This is a genomic window from Cohnella cholangitidis, from assembly GCF_014107495.1.
GTDB classification, from domain to species: Bacteria; Bacillota; Bacilli; order Paenibacillales; family Paenibacillaceae; genus Cohnella; species Cohnella cholangitidis.
Genome location: NZ_CP041969.1, coordinates 6,023,721 through 6,043,355 on the forward strand (window position 1 = coordinate 6,023,721; position 19,635 = coordinate 6,043,355).

Here is a 19,635-nt window from a genome sequence, read left to right on the forward strand (position 1 = left end):
TTTGCGCTTGCAAGCGCAAGAGATGAGCAAGGAGGTCCATTCGTGACCGAACAAATCGATCTTTTTACTGAAAACACGGCTACCGCGGGCAGCGATTACAACGCGGACGATATTCAGATTTTGGAAGGCTTGACCGCGGTCCGCAAAAGACCGGGAATGTATATCGGAAGCACGACGGCATCCGGTTTGCATCATTTGCTGTGGGAAATTGTCGATAACGCCGTCGACGAGCATTTGGCTAAATTTTGCTCCCGTATCGACGTAACCGTTCATTCCGACAATTCCGTTACCGTTGTCGATAACGGACGCGGCATCCCGACCGGCATGCACAAGAGCGGCATACCGACGCCGCAAGTCGTCTACACCATTCTCCATGCAGGAGGAAAATTCGGAGGCGGGGGCTATAAAAAATCCGGCGGATTGCACGGAGTAGGAGCATCCGTCACGAACGCCTTGTCCGAATGGCTAGAGGTCGAGATTTACCGCGAAGGTAAAATACATAAGATGAGATTCGAAACGTGGGTCGACGACAGAGGGATCGAGCGCGTCGGCGAGCCGGTCACCGGTCTTGAAGTCATCGGCAACACGAACCGGACCGGAACTAAAGTGACCTTTAAGCCAGATCCTAAAGTGTTCCACGGACACGTTAGCATGAACTACGACACGCTGTCGGAACGGCTGCAGGAAATCGCCTTCCTGAACTCCGGATTGAAGGTTAATATCAAAGACGAGCGCAGCGGCAAATCCGATACTTATCACTATGAAGGCGGAGCGCGCCAGTTCGTACAATTCCTTAACGAAGAAAAATCCGTGTTGCATGACGTTATTCATTTCACGGCGGAGAAAGACGACATCGAAGTCGAAATCGCCTTGCAGTACAACGACGGCTATACGGAGACGTTAGCTTCTTTCGTCAACGCCATTCCGACCCGCGGAGGCGGTACGCACGAGACGGGCTTCAAGACGGCGTACACCCGAGTCTTGAACGAGTATGCCCGCAAGACGGGTCAGCTTAAGGAGAAGGAAAAAAACCTCGAAGGAAACGATCTTCGCGAAGGGCTAATGGCCGTTATCAATATCAAGATGTCGGAAGTGGAATTCGTCGGCCAGACGAAAGACCAGCTCGGCAGCGCCTCCGCCCGCGGCGCGGTCGACGCGATCGTCGCCGATAAGATGACCGTGTTCCTGGAGGAAAATCCTCAAGTGGGTCAGCTGTTGATCCGCAAATCGATTCAAGCGTCCAAAGCACGCGAAGCTGCGCGTAAAGCCCGCGAGGAAATCCGCAGCGGCAAAAAGCGCAGCGAAAGCGCAAGCCTTGGAGGCAAGCTGTCTCCCGCGCAGTCCAAGGACAGCTCGCGCAACGAGCTGTTCATCGTGGAAGGGGACTCCGCGGGCGGCTCGGCCAAGCAAGGACGGGATTCCAAGTATCAGGCGATCCTTCCGTTGAAGGGCAAACCGATGAACCCCGAGAAGTCCAAGCTAGTCGACATCTTGAAGAACGACGAATACAAAGCGATCATCGCGGCTATTGGCGCCGGCATCGGCTCGGAGTTCGACGTCGAAGAATGCAACTATTCGAAAATCATCATCATGACCGACGCGGATACGGACGGAGCGCACATTCAAGTGCTGCTGTTGACGTTCTTCTATCGGTATATGAAGCCGTTGATCGATGCGGGCAAGGTGTTCATCGCCCAACCGCCGTTGTATAAGCTGACGAGAAAATCCGGGAAGCTCGAGACGGTTCGCTATGCGTGGACCGACGACCAGCTGAACAATTATATGAAGGAAATCGGCAAGGGCGCCGAGCTTCAACGCTACAAAGGTCTTGGCGAGATGAATCCGGATCAACTGTGGGAAACGACGATGAACTACGAGACGCGTACTTTCCTGCAAGTGCAGATCGAGGATGCCGCCAAAGCGGAGCGCCGGGTATCTACGCTGATGGGCGACAAGGTCGACCCTCGCAAGCGCTGGATCATCGAGAACGTGGATTTCACGGAGTACGAGGAATAAATAGGGCTTCGATTGCGTCAGGTGTGGAGGAAAAGGATTGCCCCTGGAAAGTTTACGGCCGCCTTTAAAATCGAGTTGCTCCCGCATGGTCCGATACAGGCAACCTCGATTTTAACCGCGGTGGAAGGGGCAACCTTTTTCGTAATACCGTTTGCAGCAATAGCCATCATTTAGGGGGGACGTAGTTGAGCCTACTTGAACAGTTTTTACCGGCATTTCTGGAGGAGGTCGTAGGCGACCGCTTCGGACGCTATTCTAAATATATTATTCAGGACCGGGCGATTCCCGACGTCCGCGACGGATTGAAACCGGTTCAACGGCGGATCCTGTACGCGATGTACGACTCGGGTAACACGCCGGACAAGCCGTACCGCAAATCGGCGAAGACGGTCGGAGACGTCATGGGTAACTACCATCCGCACGGAGATGGTCCGATATACGAAGGTATGGTACGGATGGCCCAGCCTTGGAAAATGGCGCATTTGCTCGTCGACGGCCATGGCAACTGGGGTTCGATGGACGATGATCCTCCTGCGGCTATGCGTTATACGGAAGCGCGGCTATCGAATATCTCCATGGAATTGTTGCGGGATATCGAGAAACGGACCGTCCTCTTTAAAGACAATTTCGATAACACGACCAAGGAGCCCGTCGTACTCCCTTCCCGTTATCCGAACCTGCTCGTGAACGGAGTGACGGGAATATCCGCAGGCTTCGCGACGGAAATTCCGACGCACAATTTACGCGAGATTATCGACGCCTGCATCGCGGTCATGAATAAGCCGGACATGAGCGTTCCAGAACTGATGGAGATCGTGAAGGGCCCGGATTTTCCGACGGGCGGCCTGATCATGGGCGGGGATGGAATTCGCGAAGCTTACGAAACCGGCAAAGGAAAAATCTATATTCGCTCCAAAACCGCCATCGAGGACATGCGAGGCGGCAAGCAGCAAATCGTAATCACGGAAATCCCGTACCAGATCGTGAAGTCAAGGCTCGTTAACGCCATCGATAATCTCCGTATGGAGAAGAAGGTCGAAGGCATCGCCGAAGTCAGGGACGAGAGCGGACGAAACGGACTTCGTATTGTCGTAGAGCTGAAGAAAGACGTCGACGCCGAAGGCATCTTGGCTTATTTGCTCAAGAAGACGGATCTTCAGACCGCGTATAACTTCAATATGGTCGCTATCGTAAACAAAGCGCCGCGCCAGCTTGGGATCAAGCAGATATTAGATGCCTATATCGAGCACCAGAAAGAAGTCGTAACGCACCGTACCCAGTACGATCTAGAGAAGGCGGAGGATCGCGCTCACGTCCTGGAAGGTTTAGTTAAAGCGCTGAATCTGTTGGATCAAATTATCGAGACGATCAAAGCCTCGAAAAACCGGATGGACGCGCAGAACAACTTGGTTGCGAAATTCGGTTTCTCCGAGAGGCAAGCGGATGCGATTCTAACGTTGCAATTGTATCGCTTGACGAACCTGGAGATCACCCAGCTCGAAAAAGAGCATGCCGATACGCTGAAGAAGATCGCCCAATTAAGAGCGATCCTCGAAAGCCCGCGCAAGCTGATGAACGTCATTAAGGAAGAGTTGACGGAAATCCGCGACAAGTACGGTATCGACCGCCGTTCCGTCATTCAGGGCGAAGTAGAGGAAATCAAAGTCAACCTTGAAGTAACCGTACCGGCGGAAGAGGTATTGATCACGCTGAGCCGCGAAGGTTACATCAAACGGACCAGCCTGCTCTCCTTTACCCGTTCGGGCGGCGAAATCGAAAGCGCCGGGGTGAAGGAAGGCGACGTCATTCGATGGAGCATGAACATGAATACGTTGGATCCGCTTTTGCTCTTCACGCAGAAAGGATACTACTATTTGCTTCCCGTTCATCAAATTCCGGAATTCAAATGGAAAGAGACGGGGACGGCGATCGTCAATTTGCTTCCTCTAGCCAAGGATGACCGGATCGTCGGGCTAATAACGGCCAAGACGGCGGATCTCGCGCCTTCCGTTAACGAAGGAGAAGAAGGCGGCGCCAGCGGCTCTACGCTCGTGTTCGTCACGAAGCGCGGACAAGTGAAACGTACGCCTCTCGTCGACTATGCCACGTCTCGCAGCATGGCGATCGCGGCGTGCAAGGTAGCCGACGGGGACGAGATCGTGAAAGTATTCCGTTCCGATCAGCCTGACGATCTCCTGCTCGTTACGGAGCAAGGAATGAGCATCCGCTTTAACCTTGGGGAAGTCAGCCTGCAAGGCAGAGTCGCCGGCGGAGTGAGAGGGATCACGCTCAGAGACGGCGATCATTTGGCGGATGCCATTCCCGTCAAGGGAGACGAGGGGGAGATTCTCGTCTTATCCGATTACGGTTATGCCAAGCGTTCTCTGCTGCTCGATTATCCGCAGCAGGGGAGGGGCGGCAAAGGCATTCAAACCTTCGAATTCAAAGAGGGTAAACGGGTGCGTCCGAACGGTACGAAGCTCATCTCGGCGTTCCACGTCAAGGAAACGGTTAGCTTGCTCGTCTTAACGGTAAGCGGTGTGGTATCGGAATTCGATTCCGAGAGCGCGCCTATAGACGACCGCAAGGGTCAAGGCAAGCTGATGACGGCGGTCGACCGGGGAGACGTGCTGACGGAAGCGTTCCGCAAACCGTTGACCCAATAGTTCGGTAACCTGTATCGAGTTCAGTCGTACGGTCCGTTGCTCGGCTCCGTGCGGTCAATCCATCTTAACAATAGATCCAATACGATCCACAGTGGCACCGGTTCGTTTAACCGTTCCAGCCATTGTGGATCTTCTATTAATCCGGCATCCTGTGCCATTTGGCCGATCATTTTGATTTTTTGATCCGAAGAGGACATCAGGTCTCGCCTCCTTGCAGAGCGTGTTTCTCCGCATTTACCTATATTTCGAAACTAGTATATGTCACGAAATGTCGCGGCGTTCGTTTTTATGCGGATTTATGTCGTAAATATTTAATTGCGTTAAACTATCTTTCGACATAGGCTCTGAGTATAATAAAAGAGAAGGCAATGTTCGGGAGGAAGGGAGCATACCTATGGATAATGCGGCGGTTTTTGTGAAAAGTTGGACGAAGCTCACGAAGGATTGGAACGCTCAGATGGAAGCGGAGTTAGCTCCGCAATTAACGGCGGGTCAACTGGAAGTTCTAGAGTTGCTTCAAGCGCATGAGCCGATGAAACCGTCGGATCTGCTCCCGCATTTGGAAACGACGCCGGCTGCGATCACGACGCTGCTGGATCGAATGGAGCGCGGAGGGTTAGTCGAGAGAAATCGGGACGAGGGCGACCGTCGGATCGTATGGGTAACGATGACGGCTCTAGGACGCTCCGAGGCGGAACGGGGCATTGCGGTCCGCAGCGCGATCGTAAACCGCTCCTTGGAGCTTGTATCGAGCCATAACCGGCAGTTGCTCGTATATCTCATCAGCAAAGTAGCAGGCACTAGGGAGCCGACTCCGTTAGGAGACAGAAAAGGCAATGGAAGCGAAAATGCTCAGGAGACGAAGGATAACAACATGGAGTCTTCAGCGGTATCTACATAAATAATAACGAACGCCCCTCGCGTATTCCGCGAGGGGCGTTTCAATTGCTCTTTCGTTTTAAGATTGCGGTTGTAACTGGATGAGATGCTTATGGATTCCGGTCAAGAGCTCCTTCATTTTTTTGTAATCCTTATCGGATAACATGGGGAGGTCTCTAGAGGCTAGCGCGGTTTTCAAAGGAATAACGGTATAGTATCTCTTTTGTTTTTTCCACTGGATATGCACCCAAGTCGGCTCGGTCGTAATTTTATCCCATTCCGTCGAGGAAGTTCCGTCCGCATTTTCGGTTTTGACCAGATGCACTCCGAAGATCAACCCGACGTCTTTCCAATTGCCTGTCTGATTGGAGATGAAGTTGCCAAGCGAGTAGATCGCGATACCCCGTCGCGGGTTGCCGTCTACGCTCTCGGAGGCCGGGACGCGAATCTCCTCGTAAGGTTGCACGACGTGAGGATGAGATCCAAGAATAATATCGGCACCGGATTTCACTAGCTCACGTACCAGCTTCGTCTGATAAGCGTTAGGCATTCGCTGATACTCGACGCCGAAGTGGAGGGATATCGTTACGACGTCCGCCTGAGCTCGTCGAAGCTCGGCTATATCTCGTTTGATCGCCGCAGGATCGATTAAGTTAACGGCAAAGGATTTGTCTTTGGGAACGGGAATGCCGTTCGTACCGTAAGTATAAGCCAGAAAACCCATGCGAATGCCGTTTCGTTCCTCGATGACCATCCTCCGCGAATCGGCGGCGGACGAGGATGTTCCGATCGGAACGAGTCCCGCTTTCCTCACGTTAGCCAGCGTTCTTGTTACGCCTGGGAACGCGCGATCCATGGAATGGTTATTAGCAGTAGATACTAATTGAACGCCGGCGTCCGCTAACGCTTCCGCCAATTCATACGGCGCGTTGAAACGCGGATAACCGGTAATCTTCAAATCTTGGCCGGCGATAGGCATTTCCAAATTGCCGATGACCCAATCGCCTTGTGAGAAGATCGGCTTGACTTGCGCAAACCAAGGCTTTAAGTCGTAGCTCTTCTTGGTCGAATTATAGTAAGCCGGAAGCTGCGGCATATGCACCATGATATCGCCGATGGCTAGCAAAGTCGCTTCCCGCCGTACCGGCTCAGCAGAGTTGGATGGAGAGGCTACCGGGTTGTCGGATGCCGTCTGAAGAGGCGGAGAGTTCAATTGCGCGTGCGTAGAGAGCTCGGTTGAACTCGGCTTCGGGGCGGGAGGAGAAGCGAGGGGAGAACCGTTGGAACAGGCTGCCAGCCCAATGGCTAGCAACCCGATACTTAGTATGGAAATGAACCGGTACATGATATTCTCCCGTCTCTTAGCTTTCCCAACGTCCATAAATTCCGCACGGCAACGTCATTCCGCTGCGGGTGATCGGCAAACCGATCTCGCCGCAATCCAGCTTGCCGCCGAATTTACGGCGTATGGATAAGTTAAGCAGGTTATTTAGTACGGTAGGGGAGAGCCCGGTCGTATAGGAATTGACAAGAACGAACAGCGGCTTGTCCGATAAGATGCCCAGACAGGATTCCAAGAACGGAAACAGATTCTCCTCCAGCTTCCACATTTCCCCGTTCGGCCCCCGTCCGTAAGAAGGCGGATCCATGATGATGGCTTCGTATTGGCGCCCACGGCGTTCTTCTCGTTGCACGAATTTGAATACGTCGTCCGTGATATAACGAATCGGCGCCGAACCGAGTCCGGATAACTCGGCGTTCTCTTTCGCCCATTGAACCATGCCTTTGGCGGCGTCTACATGGCATACTTCAGCGCCCGCGGAAGCAGCGGCTACGGTAGCTCCTCCCGTATACGCGAACAGATTCAGCACGCGTATGGGCCGATTGGCTTCCCGAATTTTATTCATCATCCAGCTCCAATTCACGGCTTGCTCAGGGAATAAACCGGTATGCTTAAAGCTGGTTGGCTTGATATGGAATTTAAGTGGGCCGTAGGCGATATTCCATCTCTCCGGAAGAGCGCGTTTGTACGTCCATTGGCCGCCGCCGCTGCTGCTTCTATGGTAATGCCCGTCTGCCTGTTTCCATTCCGAATTCTCGGTTTTGAGCGGCCAAATGATTTGCGGATCGGGACGCCGCAAGATGACGTCGCCCCAACGTTCAAGTTTCTCTCCGTTACCTGTATCCAGTAGTTCGTAATCTTGCCAATCTGTTGCCATTCGCATCATTTGTGTACTCGTCCTTTTGTCGTCAAATAGGGGTAGGGGATCGCTCTTCCCATGCGTTAGTCGGGCAAAACCGGTAGCCGAAGCCTCGAACCGTCTGTATCCAACGCGGGCGAGCGGGATCCGCTTCCATTTTCTTTCTTAAATTACTGATGTGAACCATGAGCGTGCGTGTGTCTCCCATACTGTCGGATTGCCATACGCGGCGGTAGAGTTCCTCCAGCGGGAATACGCGATTCGGTTGCCGGGCAAGCACGCTTAACAACTCGAATTCTTTGGCGGACAGAGCGACGATCTCGCCTTCCAAGCGAACCTCAAGGCTGCGAAAGTCGATATCCAGCCCGGGAAAGCTTAAAGTCAGGAGTTGCTCGTCCGCATTTCTCTCTCGCGTTCTGCGCCTGCGGATATGGGCTTGTATTCTAGCTACGAGCTGGCTCGGGCTGAAAGGCTTCGTAATATAATCGTCTCCGCCTTCGGACAAACCTCTAATGATATCCTGATCCTCCGACTTGCAGCTAAGGAACAAGATCGGAACGTCCGCGCATACGCCACGGCGCAGCTCGCGACATACTTCGACACCGTCCATGCGCCCGAGATTTACGTCCAGTACGATGAGATCCGGGATAAGCGACTCAGCGAGGCTTAGAGCATCTACGCCGTTATCCGAAGCATGAACTGTATAACCTTCCCGCGCTAAATATAACGTTATCAACTCGGTAATTTCCCGCTCGTCGTCAACGACGAGAATCGTAGCTTCCGAACTCTTCATTATTTTCCCCCCATATTGAAGAGTCTTGATGACTTATTATAACGAAAGCGTTGACGAGTAATCAATGCACCGTTACAATGACGTTCGAATAGATATTGCGATGAACGGATACAGGGTAACCTGGGAGAGGGGATCGAAGTGTCCCGAAACATGGAATGGACGTCTCGGCTTTGGGGAAAACGCATTGCGGGCTTACTGATTCTATTTGCCGCGTGGGCAGCCGTAAGCGGATGCACGTCGGAGTCGCAATCGAACAAGCCGATCCCTAAAGCGGAGCAAGGGGTAATGGATCTTAAGGCGTGGTCGTGGAACAAAGACGGCATTATTCCCTTGAACGGGCAGTGGCGGTTCGAATGGTTTAATGCTTCGGACGCGGGGGGGAAGGCGCCGGGAGCCGTGAAGTCCACTCTTGAAGTCCCCGGTACTTGGGGCGACTTGAAGATGGAGGATGGAACGGCTCTTCAAGATCAAGGATATGGCGTATATCGATTAACTATAATCCATCGAATCCAGAATGAGATGCTTGCGATTCGGATTCCGAATATTGCTACCGCTTACGTGTTGTCGATAGACGGCACTATCGTTATGTCGAGAGGGCAAGCAGCAGCGAATGAAGAGGAGGCGATTCCTTTTCAATTGCCGGCTACCGTGCATTTTGCGGCCGCCGGAACCGAGACGGAGCTCACGCTGGCCGTAGCCAACTACGATCATAGGGACGGGGGCATACGAACCGAAATCGTTCTCGGCAACTCGGAACGCATACAGAAACTGCAAGTCCGGCATGCCGCGCAAGAGCTCATCGTCTTAGGCTGCTTAATTATGATCGGGTTCTATCACCTGGGCCTGTTCATCCTCCGTCGCAAAGAAGTGGCGAACATGATGTTTGCCATGCTTTGCTTTTTCGTCGGTCTCAGGATGGGACTTATCGGGGAAGGATTTCTCGTTCAATGGATCGGCGTCATGGATTGGGAACTGGCTATCCGCTTGGAATATATAGCTTTCGTCTTGGCAGGATGGTCAGGCTTTGCCTTTTTTCAAACGTTGTACCCGCATGAAATCAAGCACGCATGGTTTAAGCTGAGCAGTTGGATTGCGGCCGTATTGACATTAAGCGTGTTATTCGTTAAACCGCTTTTGTTTACTTCGTGGATTTGGGCGTTCCAAGTTTACATTTTATTTTTCAGCATCATCGTGCTGGCGGGTTTGGTGTTATCTGCCCTACGTCGCCGGGAGGGGGCTAGATTAGCGTTAATCGGAGTAGCGGGCCTCGTCCTCACGATCGTAAACGATATGCTCTTCTACAACGGCTGGTGGCGCTCGGTCGACTTGTTGCCGTTCGGATTGTTATTCCTTATCTTGATGAACTCCTTCATTATCTCTCTGAGATTCTCGTTAACTTACGACCGAGCGGAGAGGATGTCTCTTGAGCTCACGGAATGGAACAATTCATTGGAACAACGAATCGCGGACCGTACGGACGAGCTGCAGTTCTCCTATCAGACGTTGGAACAGGCGAAGGTAGATCTGGAGCGCTTGGAACAATCCCGGCTTCAGCTCGTCAGCAACATCTCTCATGATCTGAGAACGCCGATTACTTTGTTGCAAGGATATCTAGAGGCGTTGAGGGACAAAGTCATTTCCGAACCGGCTCAACGGGATAACACGATTCGATTGATGTTAACGAAGGTAGAGGGGTTGAACTCGCTCATTCAGGATCTGTTCGACCTCTCCGTTCTGGAAGCGAGGAAAGTCGAACTGTCGTTGGAAAGGGTTCCGCTGCTGAGCTGGAAGGATCGAATAACGGAACAGTACGGCTTGGAGATGCTGTCGAGAGGAATCTCTTTCGATTGCTCGTTAATGACGGAGGCTGCATTCGGAGCGGCAGTCACGATCGATACACGAAGAATGGATCGGGTGTTTGCCAATCTACTGTACAACGCGCTCAAGTTTACGCCGAGCGGAGGAACGATTCGCATAGAGATGAGAACGGATCCGGATCAACCGATGGCGGAGGTGCTTGTCATAGATAGCGGAGTAGGCATTGATCCCGACGATCTGCCTCATATTTTCGACCGGTATTTCAAAAAGGAAAAATCCCGCAACCCGTCGTCGGCAGGGAGCGGCTTAGGGTTGGCGATCTCCAAGGAGATCGTGGAAATGCACGGCGGCAACATTAGCGCGTATAACGCGCCCGAGGGAGGGAGCGTGTTCCGAATCGGGTTGCCCCTTACGGATTAAGGCTGCAGCGTCTAGACGCTGTCGTTAAGCCTGTGCTCTTGGCGCATGAAATCGGTGATGAGAGTAATCGACTTCTTCCTTTGCTCGTGGTTCATGTGCTGAAATAAGGTCAGGATTTCTTTCGTATCCGGGGGAACCGGAACCTCGTTCTTTGCTTTGGATTGACTGCCGCCTATAATATAATCTAACGACACGTCGAAATAGGCAGCCAGTTTAATAAGCGTTTCATAAATAGGCTGTCTGTTGTTAATCTCGTAATGACTGTATGCGGAACGGGTAATGCCTATGTGACGCGCTACTTCTTCCTGCGAGATTTTCCGGCGAAGGCGCAGTTCCCGCAGACGTTCTCCCATATTCATATCTATAATCTCCTTGACACCAGATAGAGTATCTATTAGTAATTTATGATACAAAATGTATCGTGTCAAGAGGTTCGGAAACGTTTTCTGCTTCTATTGATAAATAAGTTACTAAGAAGTTGTTAAGAATTACATTTAGAACAAGGTTTTGAGTTATTGGATTGGAAGAAAAATGCAACATATTGAAGATACAAAATGTATCTTTTTAGGGGGTGAATGAGATGAAGGTAACTATCCTTGGCGCGAAAATGACCCATAGCGAGGATTCGGGTTATGTCGGCCATATCCAATTCGAAGTCGAACAACACAAGCAGCCTTACGAGGTCACGATACAAAGCGACAACGGCAGAAACAATTGGAGCTATGCGCTCAATTTCAGCAATCAACCGGGAAGCGAAGAGGAAATTCAAGCCGTGGACGAGCAATTGGAAGAAGACGATGCTTTCTTCGAGCAATTCGTAATCGCTGCGAACAAAGCTTTAGAATAATATTGATTGAGCATGATAACCCAACACAAATAAAGAAGTTGCCCAGAAGTTTTCACTTTTGAGGCAGCTTCTTTTATTGTTTACTCGTAGCTCTTCACCACATTCATACAACCTTCACTTGCTAAAAGTGCCTTCGTTTTTCTGTTGCAATATGGAATATTAAGGACCAACCATATTCTGGACTATTCCTTCACTTGATAATCGATCTCCAGGAAGTTTTCTACTTCCGTTACCCAACGTTCGTTCACGAATTTCACGTGAAGAGGGTGATCATTATAGGCCTCGTAAGCACCCGCATCCTCGAATTCCATCGAGAAGCCGAACGCGAATTCGTTTTTCGGGCTTACTTGGCGGTACGCTTTGAAGTTCCTGACGGATGGTATCGAGGATAGAATGGATCGCCCGTCTTCGATGAAACGCTCTTCCTCCGCGGACCCCTTAGAATGTTTCAGATTAAAGATGACGGAATGAATAATGGCTTGCTTGTTCAATGCTGGTTCCTCCCCATAAGCTCGAATGTTTGTTATTCGATTATAGAGCTTTTACGATCGAAATTGAAAGGATCCGATTCTGAGCTCGCCTTTAAACACGAAATATACGCTTCTGTTTCCGTCGGGCAACTCTGCCGGGCAAGTTACGGTATGCCATCCGGAACGGGAGCCGGAGACGTCGCAGCTTCCCGCAAGCTGACCATCGGGACTGTCGATTCGAATCTCGATCCGAGCATCCTCGGAACAAACGACCCTAGCCTCGAAAGAGCGAATATCCGAGCGCAAAGCGACATCGTCGAACCGAATCCAGGCTAGCGGGGAGGATGTCACTACGCTGTCTCCGCCTTCCGTGTTCTCGCCGATCAGCACGCCTTCATAATCATCGTAATTAACGGCTTTCGTGTTCAGCAGCAAATTACGTGCAGGAATCGTTTCCCCGGCTACCGTAATGGTACTGTTCAAGCGAACGTCGGAGGAGGATGAGCCGATCATCAAGGTGCATTGACCGCTTTCCAGACAGAATTTGTCCCTTGTGACATCCCAGAATGCGAGATCGGAGGCTACCAATTCGAACGCAACTTCGGTTGACTCTCCAGCGGCAAGAGCAATCCGTTTAAATCCTTGCAACTGTCTGAGCGGACGTTTCACGCGGGAAGGTCCCGACCGGGTATAGAGCTGGACGACTTCCTCGCCATCCGAAGTACCCGTATTCGTTACGAGCAAAGTAGCCGTAACGCGGTCTCCTTCGGCAATGCGATCCGAATCCAGCTTCAAGTCATCGTACTGGAACGCCGTATAAGATAACCCGTGTCCGAATGGATAGAGAGGTTTACCGGCAAAGTATTGATAAGTGCGTTCGCTCTTGATAATGTCGTAATCCATGAACTCTCCGAGCTGGTTGACGGATTCGTACCATGTCATGTTCAAACGTCCTGCCGGATTATAATGGCCGAATAGAACATCGGCAAGAGCGGTTCCGATCTCGTGTCCGGCATGGGAACAATAGAGCACCGCGGGAATATGCTCGTTGACCCAATTGATCGCGTAAGGGTAGCTGCCGACGATAACGACGATCGTATTCGGATTAGCCGCGTAAACTTCCTTAATGAGCTTTTCTTGCGACGCCGCAAGAGTAAGATCCGGTCGGTCGATCGTTTCTTTCCCGTTGATCAACGGATGATTACCGACGAGCACGACGGCAACGTCCGCGTCCCGTGCGGTTTCAACGGCAACGTTCAGCCCGTCGACAACCTTCTCGAACGTGAAGGCGTCCGCATCTTTAACCGAACCGTCCTGAACGTTCAAATTGCCGGAGGCCGCATCGACCGTTACGGGACGATCGTTCCACGTCGTTAATGTAGCCGCTTCGTTATCGTGACGCACGTGGAATACTTCTTTCGTGAACCATTCCCAGATATGTTCGGAGGAAGCCGTAACCTTGGAGTCGTCCGTCGTGAGATACAAACCGTTCGTGCCCGAGATCAAAGTATGGCTGTTCCAGCCCCAATCGGACACTTCGAATATTTCCGCGTTGTCGGCAGACGGTTGATTGGCTGCCAGCGGCTGCTTGTCTTCCTGCGTTAACGCGACGTACTTTCCGTTAGCTATAGATTTCAGCTTCACGTGATCGCAGCCGCTAGCGAAGGTGACGGACCGATCGTCCGCGGAGAGCAGCTTCCGAATGCCTTCAAGCGGAGTTGTCGCATATGGCAACGTGCCGCTGTACCAATCCCGATACACCTTGCCGCCCAACGGTCCGATGACGGCTACTTTTTTCAATTTCTCCGCTTGCAACGGAAGCGCGCCGTTCTCGTTCTTCAGCAAGACGATGCTTTTTTTGACGGCTTCCAGCGATAGGGCGATATGATCGGGCTGCAAAATAACCGATTCGTCGATGGCCGCGTACGGATTGCGGGAATCCGGATCGAACTCGCCTAGGCGGAAACGGACGCGAAATGTATTGGCGAGGGCGGCATCCAGATCTTGTTCGGTCAGTAGTCCTTCCGCCAACGCATCCCGAATCGCTTGCTTGGAGATATCGTGATCGTCGGTAATGCTGTCTACGCCGGCTTTAATCGTAAGAGCTACCGCTTCCTTGTAAGTCTCAACGTATTTATGCTCGTTAACCGTACCGAGAACGTCTCCGGCATCGCTGACGACGAAGCCGTCCATGCCCCATTCCTGCTTCACGACCCGTTTGACGTCGGGATTCAAGTTAGCCGGTACGCCGTTAACGGAGTTATAGGCGGTCATCATGGACTTTGCTTGTCCCTCTTTGAAAGGAATCTCGAAAGCCTTCAAATAATATTCCTTCATATTGCGCGGATCGATGCTTACCGAGCATTCTCCGCGATCGATTTCATTATTGTTGCCGATGAAATGTTTCAGGGAAGCAACGGATTTCAGGTAGAACGGGTCGTCGCCTTGCAAGCCGCGGGTAAGAGCGGTAGATAGCTTGCCCGTTAAGTGAGGATCCTCTCCGTAAGCTTCTTCCGTGCGTCCCCAACGCGGATCGCGTTCCATATCGACGGTTGGCGCCCAGAGGGTCAAGCCGTTAATGGCGGGGTTTCTCTTATAGAAGCCGCGAGCTTCATCGCCGATGACGCTGCCGACTCGTTGCAGCAGCTCGGTATCCCAAGTACAAGCCAGGCCTATCGGTTGAGGGAAGCTGGTTGCTTCTCCTAACCAAGCCATGCCGTGAGCGGCTTCCGTTCCGTGTTTGTACGCTTTGATTCCTAGGCGAGCGATCTCGTCCTGGTACTGGCACATCAGATTGATTTTTTCGTCCAACGTGAGTTGCGACACCAGATCGGATACCCTTTCCGCGAGCGGCAGATCCGGATTTTGGAAACGATATTCGTATTTTTCAGTCATTCAATACTCAGCCCCCATCATCATTGAAACCGTAATTTTAACGATTTTAACACGCGCGGACAATCGATCATACCCGCTAAATTGGTGATAAAATCCGTTCACAATTAGTTGTTGAACCCGTTTACAATAAGCATATCGTCATATAAAGTGTATTTGATTAGCAGGAACCGCTAAACCATAAAGGTGGTAATACGATTGTTTTCTCGTACTCTCAACAACATGAAGCTAAGGACGAAGCTTATACTGTCCTTCGTGGCCGTCGTATTTTTGCCCGTCCTGCTCGTCGGAGTCCTCTTAACGAACGAGCTGAGGAATATGGCGCTCAGCAACGCGATGGAGCAAACGTCGGCCAACGTGCAACGGGTTAAAGCCCGCACGGCCGAGCTGATTAACGTCGCTTACGATAGCTCTTACCGAATGGCGAACGATGCCCGATTAGAAGCCGTATCTAATCGCCGCTACGAGTCCGTATACGAGGTCGTCGAAGCTTACCGGGAATACCAGGTGTTCAACGAAAACAAGCGGTTGTACAAAGAAATATCGAACCTCAGATTTTATATGGACAACCCGACCATGCTGGATAACTGGGAGTTCATTCAACCCCAAGACGACATCAAAAGTTCGGATTGGTACCGGAAAGCGTTAAGCAGCTCGAACGGCAAAGTAAGCTGGTACTTCCTCGAGGACGAGAGATATAACCGCAAATATTTAAGCTTGGTCCGAAAAGTGAATTTCGTGGAGAAAAATACGAGCGGCGTGCTTGTCATCAACGTAAACATGAATATGCTGAATTCCATCTTGAGGCAGGAATCGTTCGAGACGATGATCGTCGACGAGAGCAATACGATCGTCGCGGCGAATCGCGCGGATCGCGTAGGCAATACGCTAGGCGATATCGCCTTTGAACGGGACGTCATCACGGAGCAAGGAGGCGCCTTCGAAGCGAACGTCAACGGCAAAGCGTCCCGAATTCTCATCGAGCCTTTGATTCCGGAAGACAGCGTGAATTCCTTGCGCATCATTTCCGTATTTTCCATCGATACGATCGTGAAGGACGCGAACCAAATTAACAATCTGGCGTTGATCATTATTACGTTCAGCTTGATTATCGCGATCTTGCTTATCTATGCGGTATCGACCATTCTGTCAAAGAGAATGCTGAGACTAAGCAAACATATTTCGAAGGTTGCGACGGGTAATCTGGATATTATGCTGGAGATCGACGGCAAAGACGAGATCGGCCAATTATCGCGTCAGTTCAATTCGATGGTGACGAGCATTAATACGTTGGTCGCGGAAGTCGAAGAGACGCACAAACAGAACAACTTGCTCGAATCCAAACAGAACGAGATCAAGCTCAAGATGATGGCGAGTCAAATTAATCCCCACTTTCTGTTCAACGCCTTGGAATCGATTCGGATGAAAGCCCATCTGAAAGGCGAAAAGGAAATTTCTCAAGTCGTTCGGCTGTTGGGCAAGCTTATGCGTCGCAACCTTGAGGTGGGAACGGGCAAAACGACTTTGGCGGACGAGCTGGATATCGTACGTTGTTACTTGGACATTCAGAAGTTTCGATACGAGGACAGGCTGCAATATTCTCTCCGGCTGGATCAGAGAGCGGAACGGGTCGGAATTCCCCCTCTCATCATCCAGCCGTTGGTCGAGAACGCCGTCATTCACGGGCTGGAAAATAAGATGGAGGGCGGAATCGTTCACGTTCAAGTCGAACTGATCGGGGACAAAATCCATATCGACGTATTCGATAACGGCGCAGGGATGTCCACAGACAAAATCGCCCAGCTCTACGAATCGTTGAATGAGTCCGAGGATGACGAGAAAAACCGGATCGGGTTGCGCAACGTCCATCTGCGATTACTGCTTACCTATGGAGAAGAGCATGGGCTCAAGTTCCAGAGCGAGCCGGGCGTAGGGACGCATATCACTTTTACAATTCCATCTGGGGGAGACATTCATGTATAAAGTATTGTTAGTGGACGACGAGCCAATGATTCGTGAAGGTCTAAGGACGTTGATCCCTTGGGACGAGTTGGGCTTTCGGGTAATCGACACGGCCGCTAACGGGCCGGAAGCGTTGCTTAAATGCGAGCAGCTCGATCCGGATTTGCTCATCGCGGATATCCGCATGCCCGGAATGACGGGGCTAGAGCTTATCAAGAACGTGAGAAGGATGAATATGCATATGCATATTTTGATCTTAAGCGGTTATGCCGATTTCGAATATGCCAAGCAAGCGATTACGCAACGGATAGACGGATATTTGCTCAAACCGGTAGACGAAGACGAGTTGGCCGAGTACTTGCGGAAACTGCGCGAGGAATTGGATGATGAAGCCTCGGCCAACGGCCTTCAAGCCGAAGCGAGATCGCCGGAATGGGATAGCGCCATTCAGGCCTTATTATTAGGGGACGTCGATTCTACTGAGGTTTCAGCTGAGCTAGAGAAGCAATTCGACTGGAGCTTGTTTGAAGTCGTGCTGATTAAATACATGCCTATCGGCGACAATCAAGCCGTACAGCCGGCGATCATCAAGAACAAGTTAAAGGAATTGTTCGACGACCAAGGCAGAGGGGTCGTATTCTCCCTGGACCCGTATGTCGGTATCGTATTGAAGGACGGCGTCGGAGACGAGCGGAAATTAAACGTCGTCTACCATGACATTTCGGAAGCGAGCGTCGACCAAGAGGCAGATTTCTTCGCCGTGTCCGGGGGCGAAGTCGCCAGTTGGCCGGAAATCGTCGTTTCCCATCAACGCGCTCTTGAACTGATGAAGAACAAGTTTTTCCTGGAAAGCGGTTCGATTACTCAAACGAATCAAATGCCGATTTTCATGCCGGCAGCGGAGCAAGATTTGGATTTGGACGATTTGTTCGTTACGGCGACCGAGACTTTGTATTTGGCGCTCGAAATCGGCAATCTGCCTGCCGCTAGACAATTAATCCAGAACACCGCGGAAGCGATGTATCGCAGCGGCTGCAAGGAAGAGGAAATTAAAACGCGGTTCGTTCAGATGTTCTCGACGATTCTGGACAAGCTCACCCACAACCGCTCCGAAATGCATAGCTTGGACATTCGGGCGGGACTGCTGGAAAGCTACAAAGAAACGAGGTACATGGGTTTAATCGAGCGGCTCGCGGCCATTGCGGAGAGCATGGCGAACTCGATGGATAATACCGGAACGGATAAGCAAATCAAGCGAATGATCGATGTCATCCACCGGAATTACGGCGAGAATCTAAAGCTCGAAAAGCTGGCCGATTTGTTCAATTATAATAGCGCCTATCTGGGGAAATTGTTCAGGCAAGCAACCGGCGAGCACTTCAACACTTACTTGGATAAGGTTAGAATCGAGCAAGCCAAAGCTTTGCTGGAACAAGGGCTTAAAGTGTATCAGGTCGCGGAAAAAGTAGGTTACGCGAACGTCGATTATTTCCATACGAAATTCCGCAAATACGTCGGAACTTCTCCGACCGGTTATAAAAAATTGTAAATGGAAAACTTGAAAAAGCATGGATTCCCCCGGGGAATTCATGCTTTTTGTCTACACTAATTTTCACATGATTTTATGCCAAATCCTTTGGGTAGTAGCTATTGCGGTTGATCCGATATGATGGATACATGAAGTAGGAGGGATCCCATGAAAGCGGTCGCAGCACCTATAAACAACAAAGAGAAACCACAAAAAAGCCGGTTCTGGACAACGTTCATCCGCAACAAATATTTGTACATGATGTCGTTGCCTTTCGTCGTCTGGGTATTTATTTTCAGCTACTATCCGCTCTGGGGCTGGACGATGGCTTTCCAGAAATATAAGCCCGGCAAATCGTTCGGGGAGCAGAAGTGGGTCGGTCTAGAGCATTTCCGCTATTTGTTCAATGACGATACTTTCTATCTGGTCATGCGCAACACGCTCGCTATGAGCTTTATGGGGATTATAGCGGGATTCGCGGTACCGATCGTATTCGCGATTTTATTGAATGAAGTTCGCCATATGGCTTTCAAGCGATTCGCGCAAACGGTCTCGTATTTGCCCCACTTCGTGTCTTGGGTCGTTGTTGCCGGTATCGTCACTAAGCTGCTTTCCGGGGAAAACGGAGCGGTTAACGAATTTCTGATGTGGCTAGGTTTGATTAACGAACCGATTCAATTCATGGCTAAAGGCGAATGGTTCTGGGGGATCGTAACCGTATCCGACGTCTGGAAGGAAACGGGCTGGAACACGATCATCTATCTGGCCGCAATCGCCGGTATCGGTCCCGAGTTATACGAAGCGGCAAAAGTGGACGGAGCCAGCCGCATTCGTCAAATTTGGCATATTACTTTGCCGGGGATCCGTACGACGATCATCATTTTGCTCATTATGTCGATCGGACATCTGGTCAGTATCGGATTCGAAAAGCAATTTTTGCTCGGCAATAACATGGTAGGGGATTACTCCAAAGTACTTGATCTCTATTCCTTGGAGTACGGATTGCAGATGAGCCGTTACTCCTTCGGTACGGCAATCAACATGTTCAATTCGGTGGTTAGTCTAATTTTGTTGTTCACAGCCAACGGATTGTTCAAAAAATTCACGAAAGAAAGCATCATGTAACGGAGGCGGCAGAGTGAC

15 protein-coding genes are annotated in these 19,635 nt (G+C 51.1%); 8 read left to right on the forward strand and 7 right to left on the reverse strand.

All coding sequences use genetic code 11. The features are described 5' to 3' along the window. Positions 1-42: 42 nt before the first annotated feature. Together parE and gyrA are read left to right on the forward strand one after the other, a co-directional pair. Positions 43-2,016, forward strand: coding sequence for a DNA topoisomerase IV subunit B (gene parE, locus FPL14_RS27640; RefSeq protein WP_182300736.1), 1,974 nt, complete (start codon positions 43-45; stop codon positions 2,014-2,016). Between the two features lie 185 nt (positions 2,017-2,201). Then, positions 2,202-4,682, forward strand: a complete 2,481-nt coding sequence (gene gyrA, locus FPL14_RS27645) for a DNA gyrase subunit A (protein ID WP_182300737.1) — start codon at positions 2,202-2,204, stop codon at positions 4,680-4,682. A 20-nt stretch (positions 4,683-4,702) separates the two neighbouring features. Here the strand turns inward: gyrA and FPL14_RS27650 are convergent, their stop codons facing one another. Beyond that, positions 4,703-4,879, reverse strand: a complete 177-nt coding sequence (locus tag FPL14_RS27650; protein ID WP_182300738.1) for a hypothetical protein — start codon at positions 4,877-4,879, stop codon at positions 4,703-4,705. Between the two features lie 197 nt (positions 4,880-5,076). Between FPL14_RS27650 and FPL14_RS27655 the strand changes: the two genes are divergently transcribed. Then, positions 5,077-5,583 (forward strand): MarR family winged helix-turn-helix transcriptional regulator, encoded by a 507-nt coding sequence (locus FPL14_RS27655; RefSeq protein WP_182300739.1) that lies wholly within the window; start codon positions 5,077-5,079, stop codon positions 5,581-5,583. Positions 5,584-5,640: 57 nt separating this feature from the next. Here the strand turns inward: FPL14_RS27655 and FPL14_RS27660 are convergent, their stop codons facing one another. Genes FPL14_RS27660 through FPL14_RS27670 form a run of 3 tightly spaced genes read right to left on the reverse strand, consistent with a single transcriptional unit; the run spans position 5,641 to position 8,555 of the window. Then, positions 5,641-6,906 (reverse strand): CapA family protein, encoded by a 1,266-nt coding sequence (locus FPL14_RS27660; protein ID WP_182300740.1) that lies wholly within the window; start codon positions 6,904-6,906, stop codon positions 5,641-5,643. 16 nt (positions 6,907-6,922) lie between these two features. Continuing rightward, positions 6,923-7,786: a class I SAM-dependent methyltransferase gene (locus tag FPL14_RS27665; protein ID WP_182304192.1), complete on the reverse strand. Its 864-nt coding sequence runs from the start codon at positions 7,784-7,786 to the stop codon at positions 6,923-6,925. Between the two features lie 25 nt (positions 7,787-7,811). After that, positions 7,812-8,555 (reverse strand): response regulator transcription factor, encoded by a 744-nt coding sequence (locus tag FPL14_RS27670; RefSeq protein ID WP_182300741.1) that lies wholly within the window; start codon positions 8,553-8,555, stop codon positions 7,812-7,814. 138 nt (positions 8,556-8,693) lie between these two features. Between FPL14_RS27670 and FPL14_RS27675 the strand changes: the two genes are divergently transcribed. Beyond that, positions 8,694-10,793: a sensor histidine kinase gene (locus FPL14_RS27675; RefSeq protein ID WP_182300742.1), complete on the forward strand. Its 2,100-nt coding sequence runs from the start codon at positions 8,694-8,696 to the stop codon at positions 10,791-10,793. Between the two features lie 11 nt (positions 10,794-10,804). Here the strand turns inward: FPL14_RS27675 and FPL14_RS27680 are convergent, their stop codons facing one another. Next, positions 10,805-11,152, reverse strand: coding sequence for a helix-turn-helix domain-containing protein (locus FPL14_RS27680; protein WP_182300743.1), 348 nt, complete (start codon positions 11,150-11,152; stop codon positions 10,805-10,807). A 221-nt stretch (positions 11,153-11,373) separates the two neighbouring features. Here FPL14_RS27680 and FPL14_RS27685 point away from each other — a divergent pair, with 221 nt between their 5' ends. Beyond that, positions 11,374-11,640: a hypothetical protein gene (locus FPL14_RS27685; RefSeq protein ID WP_182300744.1), complete on the forward strand. Its 267-nt coding sequence runs from the start codon at positions 11,374-11,376 to the stop codon at positions 11,638-11,640. A gap of 182 nt (positions 11,641-11,822) precedes the next feature. On the opposite strand, the gene FPL14_RS27690 is transcribed toward FPL14_RS27685, so the two are convergent. Further along, positions 11,823-12,131, reverse strand: a complete 309-nt coding sequence (locus tag FPL14_RS27690; protein ID WP_182300745.1) for a Dabb family protein — start codon at positions 12,129-12,131, stop codon at positions 11,823-11,825. A gap of 51 nt (positions 12,132-12,182) precedes the next feature. Then, a complete protein-coding gene (locus FPL14_RS27695; RefSeq protein WP_182300746.1) occupies positions 12,183-15,005 on the reverse strand; it encodes a glycoside hydrolase family 3 protein in 2,823 nt (940 codons plus the stop codon). Positions 15,006-15,200: 195 nt separating this feature from the next. Between FPL14_RS27695 and FPL14_RS27700 the strand changes: the two genes are divergently transcribed. The 3 genes from FPL14_RS27700 (at position 15,201) to FPL14_RS27710 (ending at position 19,617) form a co-directional block, all read left to right on the forward strand. Beyond that, positions 15,201-16,985, forward strand: coding sequence for a cache domain-containing sensor histidine kinase (locus tag FPL14_RS27700; RefSeq protein WP_324617851.1), 1,785 nt, complete (start codon positions 15,201-15,203; stop codon positions 16,983-16,985). Beyond that, on the forward strand, positions 16,978-18,513 hold the full coding sequence (locus tag FPL14_RS27705; RefSeq protein WP_182300747.1) for a response regulator transcription factor: 1,536 nt from the start codon (positions 16,978-16,980) through the stop codon (positions 18,511-18,513). Before FPL14_RS27700 ends, FPL14_RS27705 begins: the two co-directional genes overlap by 8 nt. 147 nt (positions 18,514-18,660) lie before the next feature. Beyond that, positions 18,661-19,617: an ABC transporter permease gene (locus FPL14_RS27710; protein ID WP_182300748.1), complete on the forward strand. Its 957-nt coding sequence runs from the start codon at positions 18,661-18,663 to the stop codon at positions 19,615-19,617. The last annotated feature ends 18 nt before the right edge of the window (positions 19,618-19,635 follow it).